This is a genomic window from Rhodanobacter sp. MP1X3 (genome assembly GCF_014207165.1).
Taxonomy (GTDB): Bacteria; Pseudomonadota; Gammaproteobacteria; order Xanthomonadales; family Rhodanobacteraceae; genus Rhodanobacter.
In genome coordinates, this window is record NZ_JACHCO010000008.1 from 28764 (window position 1) to 43098 (window position 14335).

At 60.2% G+C, this 14335-nt stretch carries 12 protein-coding genes; 5 read left to right on the plus strand and 7 right to left on the minus strand.

The window, feature by feature from the left end:
- Window positions 1-15: 15 nt before the first annotated feature.
- Both HDE79_RS18435 and HDE79_RS18440 read right to left on the minus strand, forming a co-directional pair.
- Window positions 16-1083 carry an aldose epimerase family protein gene (locus tag HDE79_RS18435; protein ID WP_184604190.1) on the minus strand — a complete coding sequence of 356 codons (1068 nt, stop codon included), beginning with the start codon at window positions 1081-1083 and terminating at the stop codon, window positions 16-18.
- A complete protein-coding gene (locus HDE79_RS18440) occupies window positions 1080-2291 on the minus strand; it encodes a DNA-binding transcriptional regulator (protein ID WP_184604192.1) in 1212 nt (403 codons plus the stop codon). The genes HDE79_RS18435 and HDE79_RS18440 overlap by 4 nt, the downstream gene beginning before the upstream one ends.
- Window positions 2292-2567: 276 nt before the next feature.
- Between HDE79_RS18440 and xylA the strand changes: the two genes are divergently transcribed.
- The 5 genes from xylA (at window position 2568) to HDE79_RS18465 (ending at window position 9367) form a co-directional block, all read left to right on the plus strand.
- A complete protein-coding gene (xylA, locus tag HDE79_RS18445) occupies window positions 2568-3884 on the plus strand; it encodes a xylose isomerase (protein ID WP_184604193.1) in 1317 nt (438 codons plus the stop codon).
- Between the two features lie 42 nt (window positions 3885-3926).
- The gene (gene xylB / locus HDE79_RS18450) at window positions 3927-5429 is read left to right on the plus strand and encodes a xylulokinase (RefSeq protein ID WP_184604195.1); all 1503 of its coding nucleotides are present in this window, start codon (window positions 3927-3929) and stop codon (window positions 5427-5429) included.
- Window positions 5430-5458: 29 nt separating this feature from the next.
- Window positions 5459-6478: a D-xylose ABC transporter substrate-binding protein gene (xylF, locus tag HDE79_RS18455; RefSeq protein WP_184604197.1), complete on the plus strand. Its 1020-nt coding sequence runs from the start codon at window positions 5459-5461 to the stop codon at window positions 6476-6478.
- Between the two features lie 119 nt (window positions 6479-6597).
- Window positions 6598-8133, plus strand: a complete 1536-nt coding sequence (locus tag HDE79_RS18460) for a xylose ABC transporter ATP-binding protein (RefSeq protein ID WP_184604199.1) — start codon at window positions 6598-6600, stop codon at window positions 8131-8133.
- Window positions 8134-8224: 91 nt separating this feature from the next.
- On the plus strand, window positions 8225-9367 hold the full coding sequence (locus HDE79_RS18465; protein ID WP_184604201.1) for a sugar ABC transporter permease: 1143 nt from the start codon (window positions 8225-8227) through the stop codon (window positions 9365-9367).
- Window positions 9368-9523: 156 nt separating this feature from the next.
- Here the strand turns inward: HDE79_RS18465 and rbsB are convergent, their stop codons facing one another.
- From rbsB to rbsK, 5 genes are all read right to left on the minus strand, one after another.
- The gene (gene rbsB, locus HDE79_RS18470) at window positions 9524-10474 is read right to left on the minus strand and encodes a ribose ABC transporter substrate-binding protein RbsB (RefSeq protein ID WP_184604203.1); all 951 of its coding nucleotides are present in this window, start codon (window positions 10472-10474) and stop codon (window positions 9524-9526) included.
- Between the two features lie 80 nt (window positions 10475-10554).
- Entirely contained in the window at window positions 10555-11499 is a 945-nt protein-coding gene (locus tag HDE79_RS18475; protein ID WP_184604205.1) for a ribose ABC transporter permease, read from the minus strand.
- 20 nt (window positions 11500-11519) lie between these two features.
- A complete protein-coding gene (locus HDE79_RS18480; protein ID WP_255488503.1) occupies window positions 11520-13028 on the minus strand; it encodes a sugar ABC transporter ATP-binding protein in 1509 nt (502 codons plus the stop codon).
- The gene (gene rbsD, locus HDE79_RS18485; protein ID WP_184604214.1) at window positions 13025-13423 is read right to left on the minus strand and encodes a D-ribose pyranase; all 399 of its coding nucleotides are present in this window, start codon (window positions 13421-13423) and stop codon (window positions 13025-13027) included. The genes HDE79_RS18480 and rbsD overlap by 4 nt, the downstream gene beginning before the upstream one ends.
- Window positions 13420-14313 (minus strand): ribokinase, encoded by an 894-nt coding sequence (rbsK, locus tag HDE79_RS18490; RefSeq protein WP_184604216.1) that lies wholly within the window; start codon window positions 14311-14313, stop codon window positions 13420-13422. The genes rbsD and rbsK overlap by 4 nt, the downstream gene beginning before the upstream one ends.
- Window positions 14314-14335 lie beyond the last annotated feature (22 nt).

The following is a 14335-nucleotide window of genomic DNA, read 5'->3' on the forward strand; positions in this document are numbered from 1 at the left end:
CGTCACCAGCGGTGGTTAAACCGCGTCCAACTGGTATGCGGTGTGCTGGCGATACACGGTGCCGGGGCGCAGCACGGCACGTTCGGCAGTGGCGCTATTGATCTGGTCGGGAAATGCCTGTGCCTCCAGACATAAACCGTCGAAAGCTTGGTAAAAGCCGCCGCTGCGCTTGGGTGACGCAGCCAGATATTGACCAGTGTAAAGCTGTAGGCCCGGCTGATCCGTGGTTACCGTAAGTCGGCGACCGCTGGCCGGATCGATTACCTGCGCGACCTTGCGTGGCTGGCCGTGCGATTCGCCCAAGCAGTAGCAGTGATCGAAACCACCGGCGACGGACAACTGCGGGTGCGGCCAGATGAGGCGTGAACCCAGTGGTGCGGAATGACGAAAGTCGAAGGCACTCCCAGCCACGCTTTCCTGGCCGGCAGGAATCAACCCGGCATCGACGGCCAGAAAATCTTCAGCATCGATCCACAGCAGATGATCGCGTATATCACCACGCGCACTGCCAAGATTGAAGTACGGATGTGCGGTGAGGTTGATCGGTGTGGGCTGATCACTGCGCGCCTGATAGTCGAGATTCAGTGTGCCGTCGTCGTGTAGTGTGTAACGAACCTGCACATCAAGATTGCCGGGGAAACCGCCTTCGCCATCGGGTGAGTGCAGGGTCAGCAGCAGGCTGTCGCCATCCGTATCGACTTGCCAGACGGCTTGATGAAACCCTTCGTGGCCACCGTGCAAGTGGTGGCCGTTATTGTTGCGGTCGAGTCGATACGTGACGCCGTCCAGTTCGAAGCTGCCGTTGCGGATGCGGTTGGCCCAACGACCGATCAGGGCGCCGAGATACCCAAGCCCTTCCGCGTAAGCGAGCGGATCGGCGTGGCCAAGCACCACGCCTTCAATGCGGCCGTGACGATCCGGCGTGTGCCAGCTCAACAGGCTGCCGCCGAGGTCGCTGATATCGACGCGCATGTCCTGCGCGTTGCGCAATGTCCAGCGATGCACCTTGCGGCCATCGGCCAGCGTGCCCCAGCGCACGGCATGGGGAGCGAGGGCCGTATTTGGATACGTCAGGGAAGTCATGCGGAGTTGCCGGTGGAGTCGGTGATTTCGGCGCCGCGGTGCTGCGCCTGAAACTGTTTGGGAGTGAGGTTGTATTCGCGGCGGAACACCGCGTACATGTATTGCAGCGAGGTGAAACCGCAACGCACGGCGATATCGGCCAGCGGCAGCGGTGAACTGATCAGCAGCTCGCCAGCGTGTTCCAGCTTGTGCTGCAGCAGCGCCTGATGCACGGTCTGTTTCAGCTCGCGGCGAAAGTGTTCTTCGAGTGCAGTGCGCGATACGCCGACATAATCGGCTACCTGTTCGGTCTTGACGCCGAGGCAGCCGTACTGGCGAATGTAGTGGCGAGCGCGCATCACCAGTGGACTGCGCAGTGGCTGATGCCGACTCGACGATTGCACGTTGATACCAACCGGCGGCACGATAATACGGGTCTGTGAATGGTCGGCGCCACGCAGCATCTGATGCAGCAGATGTGCCGCCGTGCGGCCCATTTCCTCGGTGCCTTGCATCACTGACGTCAGCGGTATGCGCGTCAGCATTTGGGTCAGCGGATCGTTGTCGATGCCGACGACTGCCACCTGTTCGGGCACGGAAATTTTCGCCAATTGGCAAGCCTGCACCAACTGGCGCGCGCGCGCATCAGTGACGCAGAGAATGCCGATCGGTTTGGGTAATTCCTGCAGCCATTCGACCAGCTGCTCGGACGCATTATCCCAGCCGCCGGCGCTGGTCGGTTGGCCGCGAAAAATCGTTATCGGCAGCTCGTCCGTCAGCAGTTGCTGGGCGTAGGCGGCTTCGCGTTCGGCGGCCCATGCATTGCCTGGCGCTGGCGGCAAGCCGTAGTACGCAAAGCTGGAAAGGCCCTGATCGATCAGATGGCGATAACCCAGCTGCACGAGTTTGGCGTTGTCGGTAGCGATGTAGGGAATGTGTTCGGGATACCGCGCAGCATTCGCATACGAACCACCGACAGCCACCACGGGCAGGGCAGATTTGCTCAATGCCTCGACCACCTGCGGGTCATCAAAGTCGGCGATGATGCCGTCACCGTGCCAGCGTTCGATGCCCTGTACGCGGCTGCGGAAATCCTCTTCCAGATAGAGATCCCACTCGACCCGGGTCGAGTTGAGGTATTGGCCGATGCCCGCGATCACCTCACGGTCATAGCCTTTATTTGCGTTGAACAGCAGCGCGATGCGATGCGGTGGCGGGGAGAGTGCCATAGGCGTTTCGATAGTCCGGTACGGTATGGCGAATGGGTCAGAATTTCGCGCTGCCAGAAGCCTCGCCGCGAAGCGTTGATCACTCGGCAAGTGTAGACGCTATCACGCGCCAAGCCCGCTAGCATGCCGCATTGCCACAGCGAAAATGATCATCGCCACAACAAATTTCGCAATTGCCTGCAAGGGTAAGGACTGTGCAGCATTCGAGGATTACTGGGATCTGCTGACCGGATCTCTGTCAACCCGATCTCAATGCAGCATTTAGTGGAGTTTCCCATGTCTTATTTCGACCACATTGCACCGATCAGCTACGAAGGTGCCAATGGTGACAATCCACTGGCCTTTCATCACTACGATGCCAAGCGCCAGATTCTCGGCAAGAGCATGGCTGAGCACCTGCGTCTGGCCGCCTGCTACTGGCATACCTTTGTTTGGCCGGGCAGTGATGTATTCGGTGCGGGCACTTTTGATCGGCCGTGGCACAAGCCCGGCGATCCGATGCAGCAGGCAAAAGCGAAGGCTGATGCCGCCTTCGATTTTTTCAGTCGCCTAGGCATTCCGTTCTACACCTTCCACGACACTGACGTGGCGCCGGAAGGCAGCAACCTGACCGAGTACGCCAACAACTTTGCCGCGATGGTCGACGTGCTGGAAGCCAAGCAGGCGCAGACCGGCATGAAGCTGTTGTGGGGCACGGCCAACGTGTTCAGCCATCCGCGCTATGCCGCAGGCGCGGCTAGCAATCCTCAGCCGGAAGTGTTTGCCTATGCCGCCACGCAGGTGTTCCACGCGATGGGCGCGACCAAGCGTCTCGGCGGTGCCAACTACGTGCTGTGGGGCGGTCGCGAAGGTTATGACACGCTGCTCAACACCGATCTGAAACGCGAGCGTGCGCAGCTGGGTCGTTTCTTCCAGATGGTGATCGAGCACAAACACAAGATCGGTTTCAACGGCACCATCCTGATCGAGCCCAAGCCGCAGGAGCCGACCAAGCACCAGTACGACTATGACACCGCCACGGTGTATGGCTTCCTCAAGGACTTCGGGTTGGAGCATGAGGTGAAGGTCAACCTCGAGGCCAACCACGCGACGCTGGCCGGCCATTCGTTCCAGCACGAGGTTGCCACGTCGATCGCATTGGGCGTGTTCGGCAGCATCGACGCCAATCGTGGCGACATGCAGAATGGCTGGGACACCGACCAGTTCCCCAACAGCGTCGAAGAGATGACCCTGGTGGTTTACGAGATTCTTCGCGCCGGTGGCTTCGTCAACGGTGGCTTCAACTTCGATACCAAGGTGCGCCGCCAGAGCAGCGATCCGGCCGATCTGTTCCATGGCCATATCGGTGCGATCGACGTACTGGCGCTGGCGCTGGAACGGGCTGCCAAGATGATCGAGCGCGACACCTTGGCGACGATGAAGGCTGCACGCTACGCGGGCTGGGATGGCGAGTTCGGTCAACAGGTGCTCACCGGCAACTTCACGCTGGAGGCTTTGGCCGCCGAAGCGGCCAAACGAAATCTGCAGCCGCAACATGTGTCAGGCCAGCAGGAAGCGCTGGAGAATCTGGTGAATCGCTATGTCTACGGTTGATCGTTTGCTGATGTCGGCAAGGTCGCCGGAGTAACGCGGCCCATGTTCATCGGTATCGATCTGGGCACGTCGTCAGTCAAGGCGGTGCTGCTCGACCGCAAGGGTGAGGTGCGTGCCAGCGCATCCACCGCGTTGATCTTGTCGCATCCGCAGCCGGGTTGGTCCGAGCAGGATCCCGCGGCATGGTGGCAGGCCACGCTGGCATCGGTGGATGCGCTGCTTGCCGATGCGAAAAAGCACGGCATCGCTGCCAATGAGATCGCCGGCATCGGCCTTTCCGGCCAGATGCACGGCGCCACATTGCTTGATGCAAACGATGAGGTGCTGCGACCGGCGATCCTGTGGAACGACGGCCGCTGCGATCTCGAATGCACGGAACTGGAGCAGGTACCGAACTTCCGCGCGATCACCGGCAATCTCGCGATGCCGGGTTTCACCGCGCCGAAATTGCTCTGGATACGCAAGCATGAGCCTCAAATTTTCGAGCGCATCGCCAAGGTGTTGCTGCCGAAGGATTATCTGCGGCTGAAACTCACCGGCGACTATGCCAGCGATATGTCTGATGCCGCTGGCACGCTGTGGCTCGACGTCGGCAAGCGTGCCTGGAACGATGAAATGCTGCGCGCTTGCGGGCTTGATCGTTCACAAATGCCATCGCTACATGAAGGGAATCAAGTCACCGGGCAACTTCGTGCGGAATTGGCCGAACGCTGGGGCGTTCCCCGCGTGCCGGTCGCAGCAGGTGGTGGCGACAACGCCGCCGGTGCGGTCGGCGTAGGTATCGTCAAGCCAGGGCAGGCGATGCTGTCGCTGGGAACCTCGGGCGTGTTCTTTGCTGTTTCCGATGGTTTTTTGTCGCGACCCGAACAGGCCGTTCACAGCTTTTGCCACGCTTTACCGAATACATGGCATCTGATGAGCGTCATGCTCAACGCCGCCAGCTGTCTGGATTTCACCGCACGACTGGTCGCTTACGAGGGTGTACCGGGGTTGCTTGGCGATGCCGAGGCGTCGAACGGAATCCATGCCAAAAGCCCCTGGTTTCTGCCCTACCTCAGCGGTGAACGCACGCCGCACAATGACAGTCATGCGCGCGGCGCATTCGTTGGTTTGAGCAGTGACACACAGCGCGCCGATCTGGCCAATGCCACGCTGGAAGGCGTGGGTTTCGGTTTGCTCGATGGTTTGCTTGCGGTCGAGGCCGCCGGACTGAGATCCGACGACATTACGGTGATCGGCGGCGGTTCGCGCAGTGCCTACTGGATACAGATGCTCGCCGACATTCTCGGCAAGCCGCTGCAACAGCGTGTGGGCGGTGACGTGGGCCCTGCGCTGGGCGCCGCCCGGCTCGCCCATCTGGCGGCAGAGCAGGGCGCCGTTCTGGCCGACGTTTGCCCGTCACCACCCTTGATTTCGCGATTCGATCCTGTTGCGTCGCGTCATGCGTTTTATCGCGAACAAAGGTATCCGTTGTTCGGAAAGTTGTATCCGCAGTTGCAGCCACTTTTCACTGGTGCCGAAGTTGGCGCTGATTCTGTCCACTAAAGACGCACGTCACTTGCATGGGGAATTTCATGAAAAATAAAACGCTCCGCACTCTTACACTTTCCGCTGCCGTTGCTCTGGCCGGTGGCTTCGCGGCCATGCCTGCGCATGCCAGCAAGGAAAAACCGGTTATTGGCTTTTCAATCGACGATTTGCGCGTCGAGCGCTGGACGCGCGACCGTGACTATTTCACCGCCGCGGCTACCAAGCTGGGGGCGAAGGTCTACGTACAGTCTGCCGATGCCAGTGAAGAGCGCCAGATTGCGCAGATCGAGAACCTGATCTCGCGCAACGTCGACGTGCTGGTGATCGTGCCGTTCAACGGCAAAGTCCTCGGCAACGTCATTGCCGAAGCCAAGCGCGCTGGTATCAAAGTGGTGGCTTATGATCGCCTGATCCTGAATGCCGATGTCGATGCCTATATTTCGTTCGACAACGAGAGGGTGGGTGAGATGCAGGCGCAGGCGGTGGTCAACGCGGTTCCCAAAGGCAATTATTTCCTGCTCGGCGGCTCGGCCACCGACAACAACGCCAAGGTTTTTCGTGATGGCCAGTTGAAGGTGCTGCAGCCGCTGGTGGCAAAGGGCGATATCAAGATCGTCGGTCAGCAATGGACGCCGGAATGGGATCCGACCAACGCGCTGAAAATCACTGAGGATGCGCTGACCGCCAACCACAACAATATTCAGGCCATCGTGGCTTCCAACGACGGTACGGCCGGTGGTGCGATCCAGGCACTCGCTGCGCAGAAACTGGCAGGTAAAGTGGCGATATCCGGACAGGATGCGGATCTCGCCGGCGTGAAACGCGTTATCGCGGGCACCCAGACCATGACGGTATACAAGCCGCTGAACAACCTCGCCTCGCAGGCTGCACAGCTGTCGGTTGATCTGGTTAGGGGTGTTGCGCCCAAATTCACCGACAAGATGAATAACGGCACCAAGGACGTCAACACCGAGTTGCTGACGCCAACCCTGCTGACCAAGCAGAATGTCGACTTGGTGATCAAGGACGGTTTCTACACGCATGCGCAGGTTTACGGTAATTAATTGAAGTGCGCGCAGAAGGCGCATCGGTCATCGGTGCGCCTCTTGTGTTTCAATGGTTTATGTAGTGATCAACGCCGCGACTCTCGCGGCAGTTTGTGTGGAAGCAGTGGAGTGGGCGTGTGAGTGAATATCTGTTCGAGATGCGCAATATCGTCAAGGAATTCTCTGGCGTGCGGGCGCTCAACGGCGTGAGTCTGGCGGTGCGACCTGGTGAGTGTGTTGGCCTGTGTGGCGAGAACGGCGCAGGCAAATCCACCTTGATGAAGGTGCTGTCCGGTGTGTATCCCTATGGCAGTTTCGAAGGCGAAATCCTGTGGGAAGGCCAGCCGCTGAAGGCCTATTCGGTACGCGACAGCGAGAAGGCTGGCATCGTCATCATCCATCAGGAGCTGATGCTGGTGCCGCAGCTATCGGTTGCCGAAAATATTTTCCTGGGCAACGAAATTACCAAGCCCGGCGGGCGCATGGATTATGACGCCATGTATCGCCAGGCCGACGCGTTGTTGGCGCGTCTGAAACTGAAGGGCGTCAACGTCGCCGCGCCGGTGATGAACTACGGTGGCGGCTATCAGCAATTGTTCGAAATCGCCAAGGCACTGGCCAAGAACGCGCGCCTGCTGATTCTGGACGAGCCCTCCTCATCACTGACCTCCAGCGAGATCGACGTGCTGCTGTCCATTATCGAGGACCTCAAGCGTGAGGGTGTGGCCTGCGTCTACATCTCACACAAGCTGGAAGAGGTCGCCAAGGTATGCGACACCGTCACCGTGATTCGCGACGGCGAGCATGTCGCAACCAAGCCGATGGCCGAACTGAATACTGATGGCATCATCGCCATGATGGTCGGTCGCGAGATCAAGAATCTCTATCCGCGCAGCGAACATGCCATCGGTGAGGTGATCTTCGAGGCGCGGCACGTCACCTGTTGGGATATCACCAATACCAGTCGCAAGCGCGTTGACGATGTGTCGTTCGAATTGCGCAAGGGTGAGATCCTCGGTGTTGCCGGACTGGTCGGCGCCGGTCGCACCGAGCTGGTATCGGCGATCTTCGGAGCCTATGCCGGCAAGTCGACTGCCGAGCTCTTCATGGACGGCAAGCCGATCAAGGTGAAGACACCCGAGCAGGCGATTCGCGCCGGCCTGTCGCTGGTGCCGGAAGACCGCAAGCGTCAGGGCATCGTGCCGATGCTCGGTGTCGGCGACAACATCACGCTGGCAACGCTGCAGCATTATTCGCATGGCGGTCATATCGACAAGAATGCCGAACTGGCCACGGTCGACCGCGAGATCAAGCGCCTGCGCGTAAAGACCGCCAGCCCCGCGCTGGCGATTGCGGGCCTCTCCGGCGGCAACCAGCAGAAAGCGGTGCTGACCAAGATGCTGCTGCCGGCGCCCAAGGTGCTGATTCTCGACGAGCCCACGCGCGGTGTCGACGTCGGCTCGAAATACGACATCTACCAGCTGATGTTCGAGTTGGCCGCCAAGGGGGTGTCGATCATCATGGTGTCGTCCGAGCTGAGTGAAGTGTTGGGTGTCAGCGATCGTGTGCTGGTGATCGGCGAGGGTCATTTGCGCGGTGATTTCGTCAACAAGGATCTGACCCAGGAACGTGTGCTGGCCGCGGCGATCGACGCGAAGCCGCAAGCAGCCTGATTTACCGGGTTTCAATCAAGACCGGCTTTCGATCAAACTACTCCATCCGATTTTTGCGAGGCAGACCTTTCGGCCTCTTTGGGAACCAGATATGCAAGCTCAGCAAGTGCAGCAGTTTTTCGTACGCTACAAAATCATCGCGCTGCTGCTGGCGGTAGCCGCGATCTGGATTTTCTTCCACATCGGCACAGACGGCGACTTCATTACGCCGCGCAATGTCGCGAACCTGCTGCGGCAGATGTCGATCACCGGCATGCTCGCCTGCGGCATGGTCTTCATCATCATCTCCGGTGAAATCGATCTGTCGGTAGGCTCGCTGTCGGGACTGCTTGGCGGCGTGGTGGCGATACTCACCGTCAACATGCACTGGGGCACGCCAGCGGCCATCGCCGCCGCGCTGGTGGTGGGCCTTGGCATAGGCCTATTCAACGGTTTCTGGGTCACCAAGCTGCGCGTGCCTTCCTTCATCGTTGGTCTGGGCGGCATGCTGGCATTTCGCGGCATCCTGCTGGGCATTACCCACAGCGCCACGATTGCGCCGGTGCCGGATGACCTGATTTATCTGGGACAGGGCCTGGTACCGATTGGCCTGTCGCGCGTGCTGGGTGGCGTGATTTTTCTATTGCTGCTGGCCATCACAGTGATGCGCCGTCGCCGTCGCAACAAGCTCGAATTGAAGCAGATGCCGGTGTGGATGGATGTTGTCAAGCTGGTGGTCATCGGTGCGGTGATCATCGGTTCGTTGCGCATGCTCAACGATGCCGGCGGTGTGCCGGTGCCGGTGATGATCCTGCTGGGCTTGCTCGGTATCTTCTCGTATATTTCCACCCAGACCGTGTTCGGCCGACACATCTATGCGGTCGGCGGCAATATGGAAGCGACGCGCTTGTCAGGCGTCAACGTGGCACGGGTCAAGCTGGCTGTGTTCGCCATGATGGGTGTGATGTGCGCCTTCGCTGGCGTCATCAATACCGCGCGCCTCGCCGCGGGCTCACCCTCGGCCGGCACCAGTGGCGAACTCGATGCCATCGCCGCCTGTTTCATTGGCGGCACTTCGATGCGCGGCGGCTCCGGCACCGTGCACGGCGCGTTGATCGGTGCGCTGGTCATGGCCAGTCTCGACAACGGCATGTCGATGATGGACGTCGACACCTTCTGGCAGATGATCGTTAAAGGCAGCATCCTAGTGCTGGCCGTTTGGGTGGATGTGCTGTCAGGCTCCAACCGCGGTTAGTCCATCAGCTGGGCGAATGGGATCAATAAAAGAACGGCGTGTCATTTCATGGCGCGCCGTTTTATTTTCGGCATGGTGCCATAGGCAACTGCCCCCACACGAATACGGCGGACCGCAAGGTCCGCCGTATTCGTGTGGGGGAGAACGCGCTATTGCTTACTGCGCATTGTCCTTGGTGACCAACTTCAGTGGTACCGAGATTTTCGCTTCAACCGTCTGACCGTCGATTACGCTCTTGGCGCTCTTGACGCCGAGCTGACCGATCAGCTGTGGCTGTTGCGCGACGATGGCGGCGATCTTGCCGTCTTTGACGGCCTGGATACCATCAGGCGTGCCGTCGAAGCCGACAACGAGTACGTTGGCGCGCTTGGCACCGTCGAGCGCACGCACGGCGCCAAGCGCCATCTCGTCATTTTGCGCAAAGATCGCCTGCACATCGGGGTGAGCCTGCAGCAGGTTTTCAGTGACGCTTAGGCCTTGTGCACGATCGAAGTTGGCCGGCTGCTGGGCGATGATCTTCAGACCAGAGCCTTTGATCCCGTCGTCGAAGCCCTCGCCGCGGTCACGCGCGGCGGAGGTGCCGGGTACGCCTTGCAGTTCGATCACATTGCCCTTGTTGTCGAGTGCCTTGATCAGGAACTTGGCCGCATCGTCACCGCCCGCCACGTTGTCCGAGGCAATGTGGGTGACGACTTGGCCGCTGTCGACGGAGCGATCCAGTGTGATCACCGGGATGTGCGCGTTGTTGGCCTCTTTGACTGCACCGGCGAGGGCTGAGGAGTCGGTTGGGTTAAGCAGGATCACCGATACCTTTTTCTGGATCAGGTCCTCGACGCTGGAGATCTGCTTGGCCGGATCATCCTGCGCGTCGACGACGGTCAGGGTGTAGCCGTCTACTGCAGCTTCTTTCTGCGCGCCGTCTTTCAGTGCCACGAAGAACGGATTGTTCTGGGTCGAGAGGGCGAGGCCGATCGTCTTGCCGGCGGCGGCAGCCGGGGCGCTGCTGGAAGCCGCTGACGGAGCCGAAGAATCCGCCGGACCTTGCTGGCTGCAGGCAGCGGCGAGAAGGGTGAGGGCCGAGACAGCGAGTAATTCGAATTTACGCATGTGATGTGCTCCGATGGATGTTCGAGAAACGATCGATGGAAAAGCGACGGCCGCGGAAAACGCTGGCCGTCGTTGAAAATTTACTTGCGACGATCCAGCAATACGGCGACAAGAATCACCGCACCCTTGACCACCTGCTGGTAGAAGGACGACACGCCAAGCAGGTTGAGGCCGTTGTTCAAGAAGCCGATCAGCAGTGCGCCGACCAGCGTACCGAACAGCCATCCGCGTCCGCCGGCCAGGCTTGTGCCGCCAAGCACCACGGCGGCGATGGCATCCAGTTCGTAACCGCTGCCGGCGGTGGCCTGTGCCGAGTAGAGGCGCGAGGTGAGCACGATCCCGGCGAATGCGGAAAGCAGGCCCGACAGGCCATACACACCCAGCTTCATCGCGTTGATACGTACGCCAGACAGCCGCGCAGCTTCTTCGTTACCGCCCAGTGCAAACACGTGACGGCCGAATACGGTGCCGCGCAGCAGGAACGCGCAGAGCAGAAACACGCCGAACATCCACACCACCGGGTTGGGAATCAGATGCGCGATATAGCCATCGCCGAGCAATGCAAAGCTGTTGTTGGACACGCCAATCGGCTGGCCTTGCGTATATGAAAGCGTCAGACCACGCAGCAAGGTCATCGTGCCCAGCGTGGCGATGAAGGGCGCCACGCGTCCCCACGAGACCAGCACGCCGTTGATCACGCCCAGTAGCAGACCAAGGCCCAGGCCGACGCCAATAGCCAGTAGCATGCCGTGGCCGGACGCCATCACACCGGCGGTGATCGCGCCGGTAAAGGCGAGGATCGCGCCGACCGACAAATCGATGCCGCCGGCGAGGATCACGAAAGTCATGCCGAAGGCGATCAACGCATTGATCGATACCTGGCGCAGCACGGTGAGCAGATTGCCGGCATTGAGAAAGTCGGGGCTGAGTACGCTGAGTGCGATCAGCAGCAATAGCAGGCCGATCACCGAACCCAGTCGTTGCAACAGCGCAGCGCCGTTGCCAAAAGAAAATCTGTTGGTCATTACATTCGTACTCATCATGTTCAATGGCCGCCGGTGGCGGCGAGCATTACGGTTTCCTGGGTGGCCGTGGCGGCATCAAGCAGGGCGGTGGCATGCCCCTCATGCATGACCAGGATGCGATCGCTCATCGCCAGTACCTCGGGCAGCTCGGAGGAGATCATCAGGATCGCCACGCCGTTCTTCACCAGCTGATTGATGATCTGGTAAATCTCGGCCTTGCCGCCGACATCCACGCCACGGGTCGGCTCGTCGAGAATCAGCACGCGTGGTTTCAGTGCCAGCCATTTGGCCAGCACCACTTTCTGCTGATTGCCGCCGGATAGCGCTCGCACCGGCAACTCCATGTCGCGGGTGCGGATTTTCAGCTGTTCGATCAGGCCCTGGGTCTGTCGCTTTTCCGTCGCGCGATCAATGATGCCGGCACGCGATGGAACGCGCGGCAGACTGATGTTTTCGCGCAAGCTGAGATCCAGCACCAGTCCCTGGGCTTTGCGATCCTCGGTGACAAAACCGAGGCCGGCGTGAATCGCCTGTACTGGTGTGCGGGTATGAATGGGCTGGCCGTCCAGCAACACGCGGCCATGAGTCGCCTTGTCCAGACCGAACAGCAACCGGGCCAACTCGGTGCGACCCGCCCCCATCAATCCGGCAACTCCAAGCACCTCACCGGCGCGCAGATCGAAGCTGATGTCATGCACATGCTTGTCGCCGAGTTGTTCGACCTTGAGCAGGATCTCGCCAGGCGTGACTTCACGGGTGGGAAATCGTGCCTCGAGGCTGCGGCCGACCATCATCTGCACGACCTCATCCAGGCTCAGGCCTGGGATTGGGCGACTGCCGACGAAATGACCATCGCGCAGCACCGAAATGCGATCGCACAGCACGAAGATCTCCTCCATGCGATGCGATACATAGACGATGCCGGTGCCCTTGCTGCGCAGCTCGCGGATCAAGGCGAACAGCGTATCGGTTTCGCGTTCGCTGAGCGCAGCGGTCGGCTCGTCCATGATCAGCACGCGAGCGTTCTGGCCCAGCGCCTTGGCGATCTCGATCATCTGCTGCTGGCCGACCGAGAGTCGCGCTACAGGAAGGTCGGGATCGATCGACTGCATGCCTACGTGGGCCAACCATTCGCGCGCACGCTGGCGCATCGCGCGCCGATGCAGCAAGCCGAAGGTGTTCAGCTCGCGACCCAGAAAAAGATTCTCGGTCACGCTCAGATGGGGAATCAGGTTGAGTTCCTGATGGATGATCGCGATACCGTGTTTCTCGGCATCCGTGGTCGAACCCATCGATACCGTTTGGCCATCTACTTCGATCTCGCCGGCGTCTGCCTTGTGCACACCGGTGAGTACTTTCATCAGTGTGGATTTTCCAGCGCCATTCTCGCCCATCAGCGCATGCACTTCGCCAGGCAGCAGCTCGAAGTCAACGCCTTCCAGCACCTTGACCGGACCGAAAGCTTTGCGGATGCCGCGCATGGTGACGAGAGGCGTACTGATGGCAGGGCTGGGGACGGGCGAATTCAAAACGTGACACCTGCATGCAGGATGACATTGGCATACGGTGCGGTTTCGCCGGTACGCACTACCGCCCGCGCCTGCGCACAGCGCTGCTTGAACGATTCGTGGCTGGTTTCGTCCACCGTCGTGCCTTCGCTTTTCAGTTGGTCACTCAAGCGCACCAGCGCGGGGTTGTGCTGATGGATTTCACTGGCAAACGTCACCGCTTCCACGGCAAGCTCTGCGTGGATGGCGCCGAATACCTGCGCAAAGCTTGGTATGCCCGGCAGCACGGCCAGATCGATGCAAGGTACGCCCGGAGGAACGGGCAGGCCGACATCGGCAATGACCAGGGTGTCGGTATGGCCCATCGCGGCAATCAGCCGGTTGAGTTCGGCGTGCAGAAGTCCCGATCGCCTCATGGCTGCTGTTCCAATAGTGCTTCGACCTCGTACAATCGCGGCATACCGCCTTGTGCGCCGAGCCGTGACACGGACAGCGCAGCTGCGGCGCAAGCCTTTTTCACCGCGATGGCCAGACCTTCGTGCAGAAAAACAGCCAACGCCGCATTGAAGGTGTCGCCAGCGCCCGTGGTGTCGACCACGTCGACATGAAACCCGCGCTGATGCATCGGTTCACCGTCTTCGCTATACCAGGCACCTTCATCGCCGCGCGTCAGCACGACGGGGCAAGGGGCGCGCCGCATCAGCGCACGAAAATCTTCGCTCGAATCGGCGTCTAGCAGCGTCGCCAGTTCATGCTGGTTGGGTGTGACGTAGCGGGCGAGCTTCAGCCACTCGGGTGACAATGGTTGAGCGGGAGCGGGGTTGAGGATCACCGGCACGCCAAGCTGATGACCGAGTCGTACGGTGGCTTCCACTGTCTCAAGAGGAATTTCCATCTGCACCAGCACCGCATCGGCGCGTTCGATCAGCGATTTCGCGTGCTCGACTTGCTCGGGTGTAACTCTGGCATTGGCAGCAGGTACCACGAGGATATGGTTGTCGCCCTGCGCCACAGTGATGGACGCGGTGCCACTGGCGCAGTTGTCGATCGAACGGACGTGTTCCAGATCGATGCCTTCATCCGTGAGCCCTAGCCGTAGTTGGCCACCGAACGCATCATCACCGAGTGCCCCGATGAGTGCCACCTGAGCACCGAGTCGAGCGGCTGCCACGGCCTGATTGGCACCTTTGCCGCCGTGTACGGTGAGAAAGTGATCAGCCGTCAAGGTTTCGCCTGGTGCCGGAAAGCGCGGCGCCAGCGTGACCAAATCCATGTTGATGCTGCCGACAACAACGATGCGTGTCATAGGAAACCGTAGCCGCCGCGAA